Raw genomic sequence first — 16,672 nt, forward strand, 5'->3', positions numbered from 1 at the left:
CGATCTCGGTTCTGGATGTCGTATGATAGATTTAGCAAAAGCGATATAACAGCAGGAATCGCTGCCAGAGTGTGAGCGATTCCGTCTCTGGCTGAAGGACAGGCCAGAGTGTGATTAATAGCGTTTCTAGCAGACTCAGCGTTGAGAAGCAAACAAGTAAGAATGGAGACGTTAGCATGAGTGTATTGGATCTATTTCGCCTGGATGGAAAGACAGCCATCATCACCGGCGGCGGTCGGGGACTGGGAGAATATTTCGCGGAGGCGCTCTCAGAGGTAGGAGCCAACGTCGTGCTCTGCTCGCGCAAGCTCGCAGCCTGCGAGGAGGTCGCACGCGAGATTACGGCCAAAGGCGGCAAGGCCCTGGCCCTCGAATGTGATATCACCAAACCAGAGGATGTCGAGCGCGTCGTCGTCGCCACCCAGGAACACTTTGGCGCCATCGACATCCTGGTCAATAACAGCGGTGCCACCTGGGGCGCGCCCGCCGAGGAGATGCCCCTGGACAAGTTCCAGCACGTGATTGATGTCAATATCAAAGGCACCTTCCTGATGAGCCAGCTCGTAGGAAAAAACATGATCGCGCGTGGCAAGGGTGGCACCATTATTAACATCGCCTCCGTAGCTGGACTGACCGGTGGGCACCCCAAGTATATGCGCGCAGCAGGCTACCACGCCAGCAAGGCGGCCATCATCAATATGACCCGCGACCTGGCTACGAGCTGGGCGCAATACGACATCACCGTCAACGGTATCGCACCTGGCTGGTTCCCCACACGTATGTCGCAGGGTCTGCTCGCCAAGTTCGGCGAACAGATGCAGGAGGGTATCCCCCTGGCGCGCTTCGGCACACCCGACGACATCAAAGGTGTGATCGTTCTGCTTGCCTCGCCCGCCGCAGCCTATATGACCGGCCAAACCATCGTCGTCGACGGCGGCTCCACGGCCTGGTAAACAAGCAGAGGTATTGAGAGGAGAGAAGTCATGTCCAGTATCGAGTTACGCCAGGCCCTACTAACACGGTTGGGACGCTTTCCGGAGCATGTACCCCTCGAGCCAGTCTTTAGTAGTTCCGTAGACGAGGGCGACTACACACGTATAGCCCTGACCTACACGGTAGAACACAGCGAGCGCGTGCCCGCATGGCTTCTCATACCCAAAGGAGGTGCTCCTCAAGGTGGTTGGCCCGCAATCCTGGCTATTCACCAGCACGCAGGCCAGTTCGAGCTAGGGAAATCCGAACCTGCTGGAGTAGCTGGTGATCCCATGTATTTCTACGGCCAGGAACTCTGCCGCCGTGGCTATATCGTACTCTGCCCTGATCAATTGTGCTTCGAGGATCGTCGGCCCTCAGAGGAAGAGCGCCAGGCGCACTTCGCGCTCAACGGCATGAATTATGAACGCTTCGAGTTCACCAAACGCCTCCTCTCCGACTCAAACTTACAGGCAAAGTATCTTCATGATCTCTCCTGCGGCCTCGATCTCCTCTCTTCCCTACCAGACGTAAATCGCTCACGCCTGGGTGCTATCGGCCACTCGCTCGGTGGACAGGAGACACTCTGGCTTACCTGGTACGACGAACGGGTACGTGCCTCCGTCTCCTCCTGTGGCTTTGGCCTGCTGCGCACCATCCTGCGCGACAATATCAATCATAATTTCGCTGCCTACATCCCCGGCATGCTCGAAATAGGCGACATGGACGCCCTTGTAGCCTCCCTGGCCCCGCGCCCCTTTATGCTTACAGCAGGCGAGCACGATCCCCTTTTCCCTATAGATGGAGTGCGGGCCCTGGCCAAACACGCCCAGCAAGCCTACTCTCAGGCAGGTGTGCCCGACCACTTCCAGGCCCTCATCTTCCCTGCTGGGCACAGCTTCCCCTCTAATGTCAAAACCGAAGCCTACGCCTTCCTTGATCGCTGGTTACAAGATACTTAATCTGAAAAAGAGAGCAACAACAGACGATGTCACTCAATGATCCACTGCTTGAACATTTCTATACGCTTCAACCGAGCCGTTTTACTTGCCTTGAGCACATTCGCGTCTATCCAGGTGAGGAGGCTGAAGAGGGCTTGCTGGTAGAAGTCGTATTATACGGCCTTGAGCCACAATCATTACGCCTGCTCTTTCACAGAGTAGAACAACTTAACATACAACTGCAACATGGCCGCAATCTCGCCATCAATCACATTACTTCCATAAAAGACCATCAATGGGAAAACTTAAACTATCGGATCAGCTCAGAACACGGAGAGCTGAGCTTCTATTGTCGTGACTTTGAGGCCAGTTTAGTGTGATCGATAGGAAAAGAATAAAGGATGGGATTAAGCATTGAATTTTACGCGGCTGAGCCAAGGAAGTTGGTAGCCCTCTTCACTGATACCACGCTGGATGATGAGCAGTATTTTGCACGCTTAGAGGGGTTACCTATGGCCGACTTTTCGCTGCACCTGCAACTGCCTGAAGACCTGGATCGCCTATCCATCACACTACAAAAACACGGCTTTGAGGCTCCCTCAACCTTCCGCGAGTTCTTACAGGAAGAACTCTGGTATGATGGCGCAACGGAATCGCTCACACTTCTTACAGATACCTTCGCCACGCTTTTTGCCCGGCTGAGCGACGACCATCTCGCACAGGTCGCTACTGACTGGGCTGCTGAATTTGGCTACCAGCAACCCATAATCCATACTCCAGCCTATAAGGCACTCTATGAGCTACGCGACATAGCGAGCCACGTTATCAATCACAGATTATCGATTGTGACGTATCTACTCGGCGCTTCAGGGTTCTGATAAGTGTGATTGATAACATTGACGGCATACTGCTTCAGGCTGGCCTGAATGTCTCCTTTACAAGTTCACATACTGAAGAAATTCATCGCGCAGGCAAAAAGTGCAGGCAGGCAACGTTATGCATATGAAGAACAAAAGGACTCTAAAGCCAACACAATGTATTGACTGGAGAAAGATCCATGGCTCTGGTAAACAAGAGGCAGACGGCAAATATTCTTTTGCCGAGAAGCATCCATTTATTCCTTACAGCAGGCTGTATACTTATACTCCTCATCTTGCTTGGCCTGGCGGGCTGGCTAGGCATCCCACCGTGGTTGGTACGAATTGGCGGCGTAGAGACAGGCGCCATCGCAAAAGAAGTGGCCTCGTGCGGTGCTGATGACTACGCTACTCAAGGCGACAACGCCACAACGGCCATTTTTGCCTTCCAGTTTTCAGATCAGCAGGGAAAGGCCGTGCGCGAGACGCGTGAAGGTGTCTGCAATAACCTCTATACTAATGGCGAGCACATTTCACTCTGGTACATGCCGCAAAATCCCCAGAGCTTCCTTACTGATCAGGAGGCGCTCTGGCTCTACGTTTTTAGTGGCATCTGGCTCTGTATAACAGCCTTGATGTCGCGTTTCCTCTGGCTCTTGCTCCGTCCACTCCTTACCATCCCGGCTCGCTAGCTCGCTGAGGAGTAGAAGGGTGTGGTCCAGCTCGGGCAAATGCCCGAGCTGGACCACACCCTTCTAACCATCCACACACCAACTCATGCATATGTTATAATAGTCTTCGCGCGTTTTTTTCGCGTTCCTCATGGTTTGAACTTTGTACTTTCCTTCTTTGGAGCATCTCACGTAGTTGAGTCCCCGTGGGACCTCGTTGTCTCTTTTTGCTGTGAAAGGAGCTGATGGTGCGCTTCCCTGTCCGGCGCTACCTGGCGCTACTCTCTGTCTACCTCAGGCCACAGGGGCCAAAAATCTTCGCTCTGACATGTATCTTACTGGTAGATATCGGGCTGCAATTAAGCAGCCCTAAGATCATTGAATATTTCATCAATACCTTTATCGCGGGCGGCGATATCACGGTGCTGCTCTTCACTGGCTGCGCCTATATCGTCATTGCACTCCTTACGCAGGGCGTAGCCATATCGAGCGCTTACCTGAGTGGCACTATCGCCTGGACGGCTACTAACCGTCTAAGGACCGATCTGGTGCGCCACTGCCTCGCGCTTGACCTATCGTTTCATAAGACGCGTAGCTCCGGTGAACTAATCGAGCGCATCGATGGCGATGTGGACGCGCTCTCCAATTTCTTCTCGCAATTCTTCGTCGAGCTACTGATCAACCTGCTGCTGCTGGCAGGCATTCTCGGCATATTCTTCACTATTCACTGGCTACTTGGTATCGTAATGGTAGCTTTCTCGGCGACGATGCTCGTAGTAATCACACTTATAAGGCGTCGCGTGCTGCCCCTGTGGAAAGAGAATCGCCAGCAGAGCGCGCTCTTCTTCGGCTTCTTGAGCGAGCACCTCTCGGGCAGCGAGGACCTACGCGGCAACGGCGCCGTACCTTATGTGATGCTGCGCTTCTACCAGGTTATTCGCGCCTGGTTTCCCATCCAGCGGCGAACGCTTATTATGACAAACAACCTGGATGTGACTGTGCTCTTCCTCTTCGTCTGCGGCACCAGCCTCTCACTCTTTATCGGCGTCTACCTGTGGAGCATGAAGTTGATTGCTGTAGGCACGATCTACGCTATCTTTCGCTACACCGACCTGCTGTCTCAACCGCTTGACACTATCCAAATGCATATGCAGGATCTACAGCAGGCAGAGGCCTGCATCCAGCGTATTGAGGGGCTGCTACAAACTCGAACCCTCCTTTCAGATGGACAAGGAACGCCTCTGCCAGAGGGAGCACTCGCCATCGACTTTGAGCGGGTCTCATTCGGCTATACACCTGGGCAGAAGGTGCTGCATGACATTAGCTTTCATATGGAGCCGGGAAGAGTCGTTGGCCTGCTGGGTCGCACCGGTAGTGGCAAGACCACGCTGGCGCGCCTCCTCGCCCGGCTCTATGATCCGCAGGAGGGGAGCATCTGCCTGGGCGGAGTTTCACTGCGAGAGCCTTATCTGCGCGACTTGCGTCGCCATGTTGGGCTTGTAACACAGGATGTACAGCTCTTTCACGCCTCGGTACGCGATAACCTGACCTTCTTTGATCGCGCTCTTAGCGACACATATATCCTGGCACAGATCGAGCAGGTTGGCCTGAAGAGCTGGTACGACTCGCTCTCAGCGGGCCTGGATACGATTATCGGCCAGGATGGAAGCGGACTCTCGGCTGGCGAGGCACAATTGCTAGCCCTGACGCGCATCTTCCTGCATAAACCGGGGCTGATCATTCTCGACGAGGCCTCGGCGCGCCTGGACCCGGCAACCGAGCGTCTGATGGAGCGCGCGCTGAACCATCTCCTCAGCGGGCGCACAGCCTTAATCATCGCGCACCGCCTTTCGACGGTCCAGCGCGCCGATGAGATCTTGATTCTTGAGCGAGGGCGTATCGTGGAACATGGCAAACGCACAGAGCTTGCGCATGATCCCGACTCACGCTTCGCGCAACTCCTGCATCTAGGTCTGGAGGAGGCTCTGGCATGACTATGACACAGACAGCGACAAGACAGACCCTTAGCCTGCCACACATGCTCTGGCTCCTACTACGCCAGCAGCCGTGGCGCTATGCCACTGGCGAGCTGCTTCCACTCTCCTTCTTTCTGGCAGGACGCCTGGCCTTTAGCCTGCTACTCCAGGTCTTCTTCAACAGGTTGCAACAGCAAAGCGGGCCAGACCTGGCGCTCTGGCTCCTCCCATTCTCATTTATCCTGGCGGCCCTGGCGCGGGCAATTCTGGGTTCCCTTGGCAACCACGCCCTGGTTACTGCGCTCTTTAAAACCACACAAACCCTGCGCCATAATATACTCAAGCGCATCCTGGAGCGACCCGGTGCCAGGCCTCTTCCAGGCTCTACAGGCGAGGCCATCAGCGGCTTCCGCGACGATATCGAGATCTTTGCCCAGCTATTTAGCAGGCTACTAAACGTTTTCGCGTTGACTTGCTTTACCAGCATCGCCCTGGTTATCATGCTCCATACCAGCGTGCGCATCACACTCTTTGTCTTCCTGCCATTGCTCTGCGTCGTCATCGTAGTTCAGAGCATGAAGAAACGCCTGGAGAAGTACCGGGTCGCCAGCCGAGCCGCCACGGCTGAGGTAACGGGAGCCATCGGTGAGATCTTCGGCTCGGTGCAGGCCATCCAGGTTGCGGGAGCTGAAGAGCGTGTAACCGAGCATTTCTCCCGCCTCAATAAACGCCGACATGGCGCGATGGTTCAGGATAGCGTGCTGAGCGCAGCCCTGAACTCGCTCTTTGGTAACACGGTTGGGATCGGCATCGGCGCCATCCTGATCCTGGCAGCCATCGCGCGTGGTAGCGAGCACCTCAGCGTGGGCGATATCGCGCTCTTCATCTCCTTCCTGGGCAATATTACAAACTTTGTACAAAGCATCGGCACTCTGCTGGCACAGGTCACGCAGACACGCGTCTCGCTCACCCGCCTGCGGGCGCTGCTCCAGGGCGCACCCGACACAGCGTTGATCGCGCCTGCCGAACTCTACCTTCAGCATCCCTTGCCTCAAACTACCCTGCCAGCCAAGTACTTCGCCTCGGAACTCCACATCTTACAGACACACAATCTCTCCTATCACTATCCCGACACCGGGCGCGGCATTACTGGCATTAACCTGGAGATCAAAGGCAACACGCTTACCGTGATTACGGGCCGCATGGGCTCGGGCAAGACAACGCTGCTTCGTACGCTACTGGGACTCCTACCAGCAGAAGCAGGGGCAGAGATCACCTGGAACGGCGTCAAAGTCGCCGAGTCCGCCAGTTTCTTCGTCCCTCCACACTGCGCCTATACGCCACAAGTGCCGCACCTCTTCAGCGATACCCTGCGCGAGAATATCCTGCTTGGCCTGCCCGTAGGCGAGGAACAACTACATAAGGCTATACAAAATGCGGTTATGGAGGAGGATGTGATACAACTTGAGGCTGGCCTGGAGACGGTTGTTGGCGTCAAAGGTGTCAAGCTCTCCGGGGGCCAGGCCCAGCGAAGCGCGGCGGCACGTATGTTGGTACGTCCCGCCCAGCTGCTGGTCTTCGACGACCTCTCCAGCGCTCTAGATGTCGCTACCGAAGCACGGCTCTGGGAGCGCCTCTTCAGCGAAGAGCAGCACACCTGCCTGGTTGTCTCGCATCGCCGGGCCATACTACAACGCGCCGACCAGGTCATCGTACTCAAGGAGGGTTATATCGAGGCCTGCGGGCGTCTCGAAGAGGTTCTGGACCAAAGCTCAGAAATGCGCTATCTCTGGCTAAAAGACGAGATAGAGTGAGGCTTGGGTCTTACTCTATCTCGCCCCATCTTGTAAGTAGCCGTGTACCCTGTACCCTTTAGGGTAGAGACCCTAGAAGGGTACCATCTTGACTAGTTGAGTACAGGCATTCTCACAGGCACGGCTGGCATTAGCACAGTCGGTATCTCCAATCCGGCTCGCGACATCAGCGCAGTGTGCGCAGGCGGATGAGCACGCCTGGCAGGCATAACCAGCTAATGGAGAATCACGTAGCAACATATGAGCTGTGACCAGGGCCAGTTCTGAACAGTCAAGCATCACGTTGCCATGTGCGGCTTGCTTCTGCTTAGCAATCACTGCAGACTCCATACATGCTGTGTGACAGCGTAAACAATCACGAATAGTATCTTGCACTTGACCTGTTAATGGGGAACTACTCTCTGCCATACTATCATCTTCCTTTCTAACGTTGCTATGGCCCTACTCACTACACGTCACGCCGCCTAAGAAATTAACTCCGGTATAACAGGGAAAAAATACCTCAACAGCGTATCAGAGCCATATTACTCATGATTGCTTGCCCACACATGCTACACTAAGAACTTATAGTTGAGACACAAGGAGGTCTGCCAATAACATATGCAGAACAAGCAATTTATCTATCCCGTAAAGTTACAGCCCGGAGACAAGGTGGCTATACTCTCACCCTCGGCGGGCCTGCCCGAGATCTTTCCCGAGGTCTTTGACCTGGGCCTGCAAAGGTTGCGCGAAGAGTTTGGCCTGATACCCGTGGAATATCCCTGCACTCGCAAGATGAACACATCTCCAGAGGCGCGAGCGCGCGATATCATGGCGGCCTTCACAGATCCCGAGATCAAGGCTGTTATCTGCTCGATTGGTGGCGATGACCAGATTAAGGTATTAAAGCACCTGAACCCAGAGGTGCTGCGCGCCCATCCCAAGCTCTTCCTGGGCTATAGCGACGCCACGAATCTGCACATATATCTCTGGAACCTGGGCATCGTCTCCTACTATGGGGGCGCGATCATGACGCAGTTTGGTCGCTACTATGCGATGGATGAATATACGGTACAGTCACTGCGCCATGCCCTCTTTCAGGGAGGCGAGGTTGAGATCAGGCCCGCGCCCGAGTGGTCCGACGAGAGCTATAACTGGGGAGAGCCAGAGAAGCTACGCCTGCGCGTGCCTATGTTCAGCAATCCTGGCTGGAAATGGCAGAACGCGGGACGCATCATTGAGGGGACGCTCTGGGGTGGCTGCCTGGAAATTGTCGACTACCACCTGCGCGCACACCGCTACCTCCAGCCGCTTGAGCACTATAAAGACTGCGTGCTCTTCCTGGAGACCTCTGAGGAGATGCCTTCGGCGGAGTATGTCTATCGCGTTCTTATTGGCATGGGCGAGCGTGGGCTGCTACGGCAGTTCTCCGCACTGCTTATGGGACGTCCCAAGGCCTGGAATTTTGATCGCCAGCTCTCTGCCGAGCAGAAAGACGCATACAATCGAGAGCAGGAGGAAGCCATCCTGAAGGCCTTGCAAGAGTATCATCCCTCTATGCCAGTCGTCTCCAACATGGACTTTGGCCATACCGATCCCCAGTTCATGGTGCCCAGCGGTGGTTATATACGCATCGATGGGGTCGAGAAGCGCGTGTTTGTGCAGTATTAGTAGCCGCGTACGCCAGTAGCGGGTCCCGCTACTGGCGTACGCGGCTACTGGGGGCCTTCTGCTCCAATTAATGTAGTAAGACGTATGCATGCATAGCCTTCCCACATCTTTCGTTGTTCCTGCTTCACACCCAGTTGCGTTCCCACCGAAGTGGAAGCCGTCTTACACCAAGTCCACAGGCACGTTTTACGTCGCGTCCGAGCCAGTGCCGCCGACGGCTTGATCAATCAGCCCGATCAAGCGAAGGGCTTCGCTCAAGATATTCAGACTCGCATTCTGGTCGCGGTCCTGCGCAATGTGGTGATAAGCACACGTTGCGTTTTGACAAAGAAAGAGGCGATCGGACAATTGCATCTCTTCCCACTTCCACCCGCACCCATAACAGGTTTTACTCGATGGGAAGAAACGCCCCACCTTCACGATCCTTCCACCCTCGCTCTCTACCTTGCTCGTCAACAGCTGGAACAGTTTGCCAAGCGCTGCGTCCGAGAAGGAACGAGCAAGCGTGCGATTGGTGAGCAATCCTTTGAGATTGAGGTCTTCAATGCCAATGATTCCATAGCCGTTGGCAAGCTTGCTCGTCAACTTGTGGAGCACATCATCGCGCAGACAGGTAATCCGATAATGCAACCGTGCCACCTGTCGGCGAGCTTTCTCTCGATTTTTTGAGCCCCGTGTGCGACGATGGAGCCGCTTGTTCGCCTGACGAAGTTTCTTGAGTGCCGTTTTGAGGAAGGCCTGGTTCTCGTATCCCTCGCCGGTACTCAAGGTCGCCAATCGGTTCAGTCCGACATCGATGCCACAGGCAGCCGGTTTCTTTGCTGGGATCGCATCCGGGAGTTCAACCTGAATCGAGACAAACCACCAGTCTGCCGTTTTGGTAATGCGCGCGCCTGTTACTTTGCCCACAAAGCGCAATGTCTCTGCCATATTCACCCAGCCGAGTTTAGGTATCCAGATCCGATGGTCCCCAAGCTCGAATTGATCATTGGCCAGATAAAAGCTCAGTTTGCTTTGCTTCTTGCTCTTGAATGTGGGCCGACCGGTCTTGTTTCCCTGTTTCAAGCCGTCAAAATACGCGGCCCAGGCTTTTGCCAGATCGAGGAACGGCTGATCGGAGGCATTCTTGGTGACCTCCCAGGTCCAGGGGTACTCTTGCCGTCGGATCTGGTTGAATTGCTTCTTTAATTTCAGGGCCTTTGGGTTCTCGCCCGCTTGATACTGCCGGTTCCACTCCGCCAGTGCCCAGTTCCAGGTAAAACGAGCAACACCTGCAGCCTTGACAAAATAGCCTTTCTGCTCTTCTGTTGGATGCAGGCGTATCTTATGCGCGCGAATCATTGCCCACCGCTCCTGATAGATGTCAAAACCTCACATTGCTTCTAGCATAGAACGTTTTTTCGCATCTGTCTAGGAGAAGGTACTTTATGGGCATCTTGCCACGCTTTGCCTACATTCTCCTCTCTTTTTGAGAACTGTTGAAAGCTCTTTCCCGGGGTAGAAACTATTTGCTGTGGTTGGAAGTATAAAAAGCAGTGGATAGAGTAACTACACTCATAACGATATGCAAAAGGCTGCTGACCGGCGCTACCAAATACCCATAAAGGGCACAGGGCACACGTCTACATCTGGTCCATGATATGTAGACGCGTGCTTTAGCAGCGTCGGGCGGGGAGAGAAGGAGACTCTGATGAGCATTGAAGTCAATAAAGCCGTTGTCCAGAGGTATCTGGAGATGTGGGATACGGGCAACCTGGATATCGCGGAAGAAGTCCTGGCACCCGATTTTATGGATCATACGCGCCCACACCAGGCCCCAGGTCCCGAAGGCGTCAAAGAGAACGTCACTACTTTTCGCAGTGGTTTTCCCGATGCCACCCATACCGTCACGCATATGATTGGCGAGGGTGATATCGTCGCCTTCCGCTTCGCCAGGCGCGGCAGGCATAAGGGCATGTTCGCAGGCTTTCCCCCCACAGGCAAAGAGATTGTGTTGACGGGCGCGGACTTCCTACGTATCGCCGATGGCAAGATCGTCGAGCTGTGGAGTTCCCAGGACGGCCTGAACCTGGCTCAGCAGCTTGGCATGCCCATCGGTGGTTAATTAGATGATGTGGTACACCGTGGCAGCCATCAGGCTGCCACGGTGTACCACATCATCTAATTACGAATCTGAAAAACACGTTTTGAAAAACGGCATCCTTTCGCGTCATACAATAGTAGGCAGGTTATAGAATGGACTATCCCTACAGATCTACATGGCGGGTGTAAAGGATACGAGGATGCAACTGGAAGGCTCTACGCTTGGACACTACAGGCTGCTACATGTATTGGGGAATGGCGGCATGGGCGAGGTGTACCTGGCTGAAGATCCACGTGTGCCACGCTATGTCGCGATTAAGGTGCTTAAAATTGATACCTCTCTACAACAGGATGTGGAGAGGGATATTCAGCTCTCCAGGCGCGAACTTCAAGCCATCGCACGCCTGAACCATCGCTATATTGTGCAGCTCTTCGATTCGGGGCAGCAGATGCAGAGGCGCATGCTGTTGGCATACATGGTGATGCCGTATTTTGAGGATGGAACCCTTGAGCAGTGGTGGCGCGAGCGGGGTACGGTGCCCAGACCACCACACGAGGTTTCCCACCTGGTAACACAAGCCGCGAGCGCACTGCAACATGCTCATGACCGCGAGATTATTCACCGCGATGTGAAGCCCTCTAACTTTCTGATTCGCGTTCAAGATACGGAGGTTGTGGGGCTGCCGGATATTTTTCTCTCGGATTTCGGCATCGCCAGGCTGGCAACGATGATGACGACCAGCACACAGATTCGAGGCACGCCACCTTATATGGCGCCAGAACTGCTTCAAGGTCACCCAGTCTACGCCAGCGACCAGTACGGGCTCGCAGTCATGGCCTATGAGCTACTCACGGGCCGCACACCCTTCCGTGGCGGCAAGGCTCAGCTCACATACCAGCATGCTCACGTCACGCCACCTCTACCCAGCACGCTTAATCCTAACCTGCCTCAGGCAGCGGATAACGTATTACTACGTGCTTTGCGCAAAGAGCCGGGTGAGCGCTATCCAGATGTGACTGACTTCGCGTGGGCCTTGAAGAGCGCCCTGGCGCACGCCCCTGATATAAATGCCATCGACGCCATCGCGGTCCAGGCTCAAAGGTCCGTGAAACTCTATCATACAGGCGAGCAAACTGTACCTATGTATAGGCGCCAGCCTGTTGGGCCAGAAGAGAATGCCTGGCAAAATGTTGAGCCGCGCAGTCAGGTGAGCGCAGCCTTTCAGCCTGTCGTGCCAAGGCGCAAACGTTCAGGCTCAGGCACACTTATGCTCCTCCTGCTGGGTTTCCTGATTGGACTGAGCATCATTGGCGTGCTGGGCTATTTCCTTGTATATAATCAACCGAGCACACAGTCGCCGAACGTCATTCAAGCAAATCCAGCGGCGACTTTCACAACTAACGTCAAACCCTCGCTTAGCAGTTCGCTGGCAGATAATGGAGCCGCCTTCAACTGGGAGATTAGCAAGGATGGGCCGGGTAAATGCGCATTTCAACAACAGGCCTATCACGTCAGCCAGTCGATGCTGAGCGACTTCACAACCTGTACGGCTGGCGCGACAAACGAGGCCAATTTCAAGCTCCAGGTCGATATGCGCATGCTGAAGGGAAATATTGGTGGTGTGATTTTCGATGAGCAGCAAGGTGAGGGCGTGTGCTATGCCTTCCAGATTAACCTGAATGGTAGCTACCAGCTCATCGTTTATACCGATAATACACGCGTCCACGCCCGCATGCTTATAAACAATAAGTCCTCAGATATCAAAACGGGGACAGGAGCGAGCAATACTCTGGGCCTCTACGCCCACAATGGCTCCTTTGACCTCTACATCAATGGCGTTTTACAGAGTACTATACAGGACACAACCTACCGTAGCGGCCATATTGGTTTTTTAGCAGATGCGCAGAACGCGCCTGTGGAGGCCAGTTTCCAAAATCTTAAGGTCTGGTCATAATTGACAATGCCTTTTCGCAACACGGTCCAAAAAACTCAGAACCGATCAATTTTTGCGTGGAGAGAATGACAGATAGATTTTATCTGATACGGTGGAGATATCATGGATAAAAACCTTTTTTGAGCTTTCTTCAAGCGCTTTTTGAATTTTTGACACAATCCAGGGTTTAGACATATTCGCAAGCCAGAGCGCTCCCTCAACTTCTATGTCCTGGAGAACGAGTTTGCCGTTCTCTGCAAAGGGGCGAAATTTCATCGTTATCTCGACTCTCCCTAATGCCAGAGCTTTTATAACAATACGACCATCAAATACATCAAAGCGTATGAATTTTAATACTTTCCCTACATCGATACAGATTTCCCTTAACGCGAATGCCGGTATCGCAATGTTTGTACGCATAAACTTCTCCCTCTACGGTCATCGCCGCTTCCCAGTAAAGCATATACAGAGCAGAGGACAGCAGCCCGAGGCAAGGGGCCCTCTCCTCTCCTTCTTCTTTTCCTGCCGCCGCACGTGGCGCACACATCAAATGAAACAGTTATCGCTCTTTAAAGAAATCTCGGAGCCTTGACTCAATAACGGAATCAGCGACAACAATAGGTTTTTTGGTAATTGTCACATGAACCGTATGGCCGCTTACTTCGTAGCGACCCTCAACTCCTTTGCCTGAAAAGGCGCCGCTCTTTTCGTCCCCTCTCAGGGTTGCTCCCGCCTGGCCGGCGGCGTGTTTGGCATGCTCTAATATGGATGCTGCCTCACCAGAGAATGAAACATCGAAAGTTTTTGCCATGGTTTGTTTTTTCCTTTTCGCTGAGCAGATTCCTTCCTCGATCCTTCCTCTACACGAGAGTAGCAAAGATAGTGACTTGTCAGCCACATGCGATTAACCTCACCCCCCTTCGGCTTCCTCTCCATTTTCCGCGGCAAGTTGCGCCTTCTTCTTACCAGAAGAGATAAATGGATCGTGCTCCCACCAATCAATGCCGATCGATTTTGCCTTATCCACTGAGGCGACCAGCAACCTGATTTTGATTGTCAAAAGCTCAACGTCTACCAAGTTAATCTTGATATCTCCAACGATCACCAGTCCTTTGTCAAGAACTCGATCCAGGACATCAGCTAAATTCGCTGTTTGGACACGGCTCATTTGTTCTGGCATAGACAACCTCTTCTCACTCCTACTCTGGTTTGCTCTATCCGAAAAAATGTCCTCCTTTGTTCGCGAAATCGCGGTGTATTGAGCAGTTGAAAGCGCTCATAAAAGATCCCCCAGCGGACCTAAATCCAAGTTTAAATCCTCATCCGTGAGACCAAATGTCTCTTTAAGCTCTTCCATTTTCTCTTCTAAGAGTAAAAAAGCATTTCCTACTTTTTCGATTTCATCGCTGCTTAACTGATCATCCTCTACGCGGCGGATTGCCTGTTTCTCCATCAATTGGCGTATGAGGTCAATCAGCGTTAATACGAGTTTGGCCAGGCCTTTTTCTACGTTTTTAGGGTCGATATTCGCTTTTGACTTCGTTGTTTGATTCGCAATGGGATCACTGACTGATGGTAGAGCTCTAACGATGGACTCTTCATCATTTTCACCTCGCCTCTCTTCTTCCTCCAAAGAAGTTGATGCTTCTTCTTTCCCCTTATGACTACTCCTCTGGCTCTTTTCTTCAGGCAAAGGTGCTGGTGGAACCTCCTTTTCCTCTTCTCTCAAGGGTCGCTCATTCAAAAACGCTTCCTGGGAAGAAGGTTGGCGAGCGAGCCAGCCTGCTTGGCTACCTCTTCTGGCAGCGTTCTCAACGGTTTTTACCGAGGAGAGTAAGAGTCCTAAGTTCAGGTAAACAAGATCAATATCAGCTACAGAGAGCAGGATCTCTCCTTTCACCATCGCTCCTTTATCAAGGAGCCTGTCCAAAAGTTCCAAAAGCGTAAAATGTTGACTCTCAAGTATTTGTTCGTTATTCAGGCTCTCCTGACTGTTCATAGATTATCCCTACGTAAAATTATAGGGAGGCCATGGTCCAGAAAATTCAAGCTCTAATTCTAAGGGACCATACTCCTCAACAAACTGTATCCCTTGTTGGCGAAAAAGAGCTTCTCTCCCCCTTTCAATTAAATAGGCTGCATTAAGTATCATCTCTTGCTTTTTCCCTGTCATTTTTTGTGGCAGTATAGTATTCAACTTTGCCTCAAACGCATTTCTCTCTAGCTCATGAAAAATTCTTTCAGTGATCTGGGCAAGTTGAGTTGCGACGGCATTCTTTACTTCTGCCTCCATTTTTTTGTCAAAGAGATAGGCAGCTCCTCTTGATAATTTTGCTCGTTTCTCTTGCAGACCGATGAATTTGGGTTCATTCTGCATAAGATGCTTCGTCAAGGCTTGTTTATTGACATAGACCTTCACTCCCCATTCCACCTTGCCCATAAATTTAGCGAGAAGACTTTGAAAATCCTCCTTCTGGTCCTGTAGCATCTGTGAGGCAGCTTTTTCATCTTTTAAAATAGTGCCAAACTTGAAGGGAATAACGGTAGTATCCTGCATAAGCGTATCAATTACGTGCTCGTGGGCTTGTAACAGCTCCGCAGCCCCCTGCTGGACAGCATCCTTGCCGCTCGTCAACTCAGAAACCAGGTTTTTAATTCGATTTTGAAATGCATCAATATCAATCTTACTCACCATTACGCACATATCGTTTTCTGACACGGGGTAGACTTTGTTTTGATTATCTATCCCCAAAATATCAAGATGCTCAGGTTTTTTGCTGACCAGTCCATAAGCATAGAGCCCATTGTGAGAAAGCATAATTTGAGCCTTTCTATTCTTCCTCCTGCTCTCCAATACTTTTCACCTGCTTAAAGGAAACAACTTCAAGCTCACTATCCAGTTTGACAACGTAATACTTTTTTTCAAATACCGCGTGACCTGGCAGAGCAATATTTCTTTCTGCCACTTCGGCTTGGGCAACCCAACCATCCTCGGTCTTGTCAATGCCAATGATTTTTATCTCCTCGCCAAGTTCTTTCGCTTCCAGAGCTTCTCTCAAGAATTTCTTGGTTCTATCTCTAATTGTGGTGATGTTCAATTTCTATCTCCTTCCAAAGTCTTGAAGTTGTCACAAACAAGAAAAATTCTCAGGATAGCTCCAACCGTGCATCGAACCGCTGCTTCTAATTTAGTATAATTCAGTATAAGAAGATTTTCAAGTTCATCAACGCGTGTTTTGCCTCATCTATATAACTCACACAATTAAAAATATAATCATATTTTCTCCTATTAGCCCATTAATCTGTAACTTATTAGAAATAATGAACGTGTACACAAGACAGATAAAGTAACAAAGTGGATGAGCACTTTGGGGGATTTATGCCAATTGCTTCTAAATGTGAGTTTTTAGCAGCTGGGCTGGCTAAGGCATTCATATGAAGCAAAAAGGAGTCCCTGTTACTGGACCAGAGGAGGTAAACAACCATGCCCGTAGAAAAGGCAGCACCAGCATCTGGTAGCATTGCTGAGGTAATTGATCGTATTCTTGATAAAGGGATCGTCATTGATGCCTGGATCAGGGTCTCACTTGTAGGCATCGAGGTGATATCGATTGAAGCCAGAGCAGTCGTTGCTTCCGTGGAGACATATCTCAAGTATGCTGAAGCTATTGGACTCACTGCTACTGCCGCTCCCGCCTAAAGAGTGAGAAAGCATCTTAAAGGTATCCTGGTAATATTCCACGATCACATCTCTAGCAACCGTGGTCATCCCCTG

The 16,672-nt window shown here is 52.1% G+C and carries 19 protein-coding genes and 1 pseudogene; 11 read left to right on the forward strand and 9 right to left on the reverse strand.

The genetic code is table 11. The features are described from left to right. Nucleotides 1-176 precede the first annotated feature (176 nt). From KTE_RS41460 to KTE_RS41490, 7 genes are all read left to right on the forward strand, one after another. A complete protein-coding gene (locus KTE_RS41460; RefSeq protein ID WP_201392501.1) occupies nucleotides 177-953 on the forward strand; it encodes an SDR family oxidoreductase in 777 nt (258 codons plus the stop codon). A gap of 30 nt (nucleotides 954-983) precedes the next feature. Beyond that, the gene (locus tag KTE_RS41465; RefSeq protein WP_201392503.1) at nucleotides 984-1,934 is read left to right on the forward strand and encodes a S9 family peptidase; all 951 of its coding nucleotides are present in this window, start codon (nucleotides 984-986) and stop codon (nucleotides 1,932-1,934) included. Nucleotides 1,935-1,960: 26 nt separating this feature from the next. After that, nucleotides 1,961-2,293 carry a hypothetical protein gene (locus tag KTE_RS41470; RefSeq protein WP_201392505.1) on the forward strand — a complete coding sequence of 111 codons (333 nt, stop codon included), beginning with the start codon at nucleotides 1,961-1,963 and terminating at the stop codon, nucleotides 2,291-2,293. 21 nt (nucleotides 2,294-2,314) lie between these two features. After that, nucleotides 2,315-2,791: a hypothetical protein gene (locus KTE_RS41475; RefSeq protein ID WP_201392507.1), complete on the forward strand. Its 477-nt coding sequence runs from the start codon at nucleotides 2,315-2,317 to the stop codon at nucleotides 2,789-2,791. Between the two features lie 179 nt (nucleotides 2,792-2,970). Further along, nucleotides 2,971-3,462 (forward strand): hypothetical protein, encoded by a 492-nt coding sequence (locus KTE_RS41480; RefSeq protein ID WP_201392509.1) that lies wholly within the window; start codon nucleotides 2,971-2,973, stop codon nucleotides 3,460-3,462. A 224-nt stretch (nucleotides 3,463-3,686) separates the two neighbouring features. Continuing rightward, nucleotides 3,687-5,435: an ABC transporter ATP-binding protein gene (locus tag KTE_RS41485; RefSeq protein ID WP_236600966.1), complete on the forward strand. Its 1,749-nt coding sequence runs from the start codon at nucleotides 3,687-3,689 to the stop codon at nucleotides 5,433-5,435. Beyond that, nucleotides 5,432-7,231 carry an ABC transporter ATP-binding protein gene (locus KTE_RS41490; protein WP_201392511.1) on the forward strand — a complete coding sequence of 600 codons (1,800 nt, stop codon included), beginning with the start codon at nucleotides 5,432-5,434 and terminating at the stop codon, nucleotides 7,229-7,231. Before KTE_RS41485 ends, KTE_RS41490 begins: the two co-directional genes overlap by 4 nt. 72 nt (nucleotides 7,232-7,303) lie before the next feature. On the opposite strand, the gene KTE_RS41495 is transcribed toward KTE_RS41490, so the two are convergent. Next, nucleotides 7,304-7,549, reverse strand: coding sequence for a hypothetical protein (locus KTE_RS41495; RefSeq protein ID WP_201392513.1), 246 nt, complete (start codon nucleotides 7,547-7,549; stop codon nucleotides 7,304-7,306). A gap of 282 nt (nucleotides 7,550-7,831) precedes the next feature. Here KTE_RS41495 and KTE_RS41500 point away from each other — a divergent pair, with 282 nt between their 5' ends. After that, on the forward strand, nucleotides 7,832-8,881 hold the full coding sequence (locus tag KTE_RS41500; RefSeq protein ID WP_201392515.1) for a S66 peptidase family protein: 1,050 nt from the start codon (nucleotides 7,832-7,834) through the stop codon (nucleotides 8,879-8,881). Between the two features lie 186 nt (nucleotides 8,882-9,067). Here the strand turns inward: KTE_RS41500 and KTE_RS41505 are convergent, their stop codons facing one another. Continuing rightward, nucleotides 9,068-10,222 (reverse strand): RNA-guided endonuclease TnpB family protein, encoded by a 1,155-nt coding sequence (locus KTE_RS41505; protein WP_201392517.1) that lies wholly within the window; start codon nucleotides 10,220-10,222, stop codon nucleotides 9,068-9,070. Between the two features lie 349 nt (nucleotides 10,223-10,571). On the opposite strand from KTE_RS41505, the gene KTE_RS41510 reads away from it, so the two are divergent. Together KTE_RS41510 and KTE_RS41515 are read left to right on the forward strand one after the other, a co-directional pair. Next, the gene (locus KTE_RS41510) at nucleotides 10,572-10,985 is read left to right on the forward strand and encodes an ester cyclase (protein ID WP_201392519.1); all 414 of its coding nucleotides are present in this window, start codon (nucleotides 10,572-10,574) and stop codon (nucleotides 10,983-10,985) included. Between the two features lie 178 nt (nucleotides 10,986-11,163). Continuing rightward, nucleotides 11,164-12,918 carry a serine/threonine-protein kinase gene (locus KTE_RS41515; RefSeq protein WP_201392521.1) on the forward strand — a complete coding sequence of 585 codons (1,755 nt, stop codon included), beginning with the start codon at nucleotides 11,164-11,166 and terminating at the stop codon, nucleotides 12,916-12,918. A 45-nt stretch (nucleotides 12,919-12,963) separates the two neighbouring features. Here the strand turns inward: KTE_RS41515 and KTE_RS41520 are convergent, their stop codons facing one another. The 7 genes and pseudogenes from KTE_RS41520 to KTE_RS41545 form a co-directional block, all read right to left on the reverse strand. After that, nucleotides 12,964-13,317, reverse strand: coding sequence for a hypothetical protein (locus tag KTE_RS41520; protein ID WP_201392523.1), 354 nt, complete (start codon nucleotides 13,315-13,317; stop codon nucleotides 12,964-12,966). A 139-nt stretch (nucleotides 13,318-13,456) separates the two neighbouring features. After that, the gene (locus KTE_RS41525) at nucleotides 13,457-13,708 is read right to left on the reverse strand and encodes a hypothetical protein (protein WP_201392525.1); all 252 of its coding nucleotides are present in this window, start codon (nucleotides 13,706-13,708) and stop codon (nucleotides 13,457-13,459) included. Between the two features lie 99 nt (nucleotides 13,709-13,807). After that, nucleotides 13,808-14,077: a gas vesicle protein gene (locus KTE_RS41530; protein ID WP_201392527.1), complete on the reverse strand. Its 270-nt coding sequence runs from the start codon at nucleotides 14,075-14,077 to the stop codon at nucleotides 13,808-13,810. Between the two features lie 96 nt (nucleotides 14,078-14,173). Beyond that, a complete protein-coding gene (locus KTE_RS50290) occupies nucleotides 14,174-14,455 on the reverse strand; it encodes a gas vesicle protein K (protein WP_374226887.1) in 282 nt (93 codons plus the stop codon). A 285-nt stretch (nucleotides 14,456-14,740) separates the two neighbouring features. Then, nucleotides 14,741-14,896, reverse strand: a pseudogene (gene gvpJ / locus KTE_RS50295) (gas vesicle protein GvpJ); the annotation flags it as partial. A gap of 9 nt (nucleotides 14,897-14,905) precedes the next feature. Further along, complete coding sequence (locus tag KTE_RS41540) at nucleotides 14,906-15,715, reverse strand: GvpL/GvpF family gas vesicle protein (protein WP_201392531.1); 810 nt, start codon at nucleotides 15,713-15,715, stop codon at nucleotides 14,906-14,908. Between the two features lie 13 nt (nucleotides 15,716-15,728). Continuing rightward, a complete protein-coding gene (locus KTE_RS41545) occupies nucleotides 15,729-15,995 on the reverse strand; it encodes a gas vesicle protein GvpO (protein ID WP_201392533.1) in 267 nt (88 codons plus the stop codon). 386 nt (nucleotides 15,996-16,381) lie between these two features. Here KTE_RS41545 and gvpA point away from each other — a divergent pair, with 386 nt between their 5' ends. Then, on the forward strand, nucleotides 16,382-16,597 hold the full coding sequence (gene gvpA, locus KTE_RS41550) for a gas vesicle structural protein GvpA (protein WP_201392536.1): 216 nt from the start codon (nucleotides 16,382-16,384) through the stop codon (nucleotides 16,595-16,597). The last annotated feature ends 75 nt before the right edge of the window (nucleotides 16,598-16,672 follow it).

The organism is Ktedonobacter sp. SOSP1-85, assembly GCF_016587415.1.
Lineage (GTDB): Bacteria > Chloroflexota > Ktedonobacteria > Ktedonobacterales > Ktedonobacteraceae > Ktedonobacter.

What these genes read in the sequence shown, in the direction of transcription:
- KTE_RS41460 (WP_201392501.1), top strand. Translation starts at nt 177, where the DNA reads ATGAGTGTATTGGATCTATTTCGCCTGGATGGAAAGACAGCCATCATC.
- KTE_RS41465 (WP_201392503.1), top strand. Translation starts at nt 984, where the DNA reads ATGTCCAGTATCGAGTTACGCCAGGCCCTACTAACACGGTTGGGACGC.
- KTE_RS41470 (WP_201392505.1), top strand. Translation starts at nt 1,961, where the DNA reads ATGTCACTCAATGATCCACTGCTTGAACATTTCTATACGCTTCAACCG.
- KTE_RS41475 (WP_201392507.1), top strand. Translation starts at nt 2,315, where the DNA reads ATGGGATTAAGCATTGAATTTTACGCGGCTGAGCCAAGGAAGTTGGTA.
- KTE_RS41480 (WP_201392509.1), top strand. Translation starts at nt 2,971, where the DNA reads ATGGCTCTGGTAAACAAGAGGCAGACGGCAAATATTCTTTTGCCGAGA.
- KTE_RS41485 (WP_236600966.1), top strand. Translation starts at nt 3,687, where the DNA reads ATGGTGCGCTTCCCTGTCCGGCGCTACCTGGCGCTACTCTCTGTCTAC.
- KTE_RS41490 (WP_201392511.1), top strand. Translation starts at nt 5,432, where the DNA reads ATGACTATGACACAGACAGCGACAAGACAGACCCTTAGCCTGCCACAC.
- KTE_RS41500 (WP_201392515.1), top strand. Translation starts at nt 7,832, where the DNA reads ATGCAGAACAAGCAATTTATCTATCCCGTAAAGTTACAGCCCGGAGAC.
- KTE_RS41505 (WP_201392517.1), bottom strand. Translation starts at nt 10,222, where the DNA reads ATGATTCGCGCGCATAAGATACGCCTGCATCCAACAGAAGAGCAGAAA.
- KTE_RS41510 (WP_201392519.1), top strand. Translation starts at nt 10,572, where the DNA reads ATGAGCATTGAAGTCAATAAAGCCGTTGTCCAGAGGTATCTGGAGATG.
- KTE_RS41515 (WP_201392521.1), top strand. Translation starts at nt 11,164, where the DNA reads ATGCAACTGGAAGGCTCTACGCTTGGACACTACAGGCTGCTACATGTA.
- KTE_RS41520 (WP_201392523.1), bottom strand. Translation starts at nt 13,317, where the DNA reads ATGCGTACAAACATTGCGATACCGGCATTCGCGTTAAGGGAAATCTGT.
- KTE_RS41525 (WP_201392525.1), bottom strand. Translation starts at nt 13,708, where the DNA reads ATGGCAAAAACTTTCGATGTTTCATTCTCTGGTGAGGCAGCATCCATA.
- KTE_RS41530 (WP_201392527.1), bottom strand. Translation starts at nt 14,077, where the DNA reads ATGCCAGAACAAATGAGCCGTGTCCAAACAGCGAATTTAGCTGATGTC.
- KTE_RS41540 (WP_201392531.1), bottom strand. Translation starts at nt 15,715, where the DNA reads ATGCTTTCTCACAATGGGCTCTATGCTTATGGACTGGTCAGCAAAAAA.
- gvpA (WP_201392536.1), top strand. Translation starts at nt 16,382, where the DNA reads ATGCCCGTAGAAAAGGCAGCACCAGCATCTGGTAGCATTGCTGAGGTA.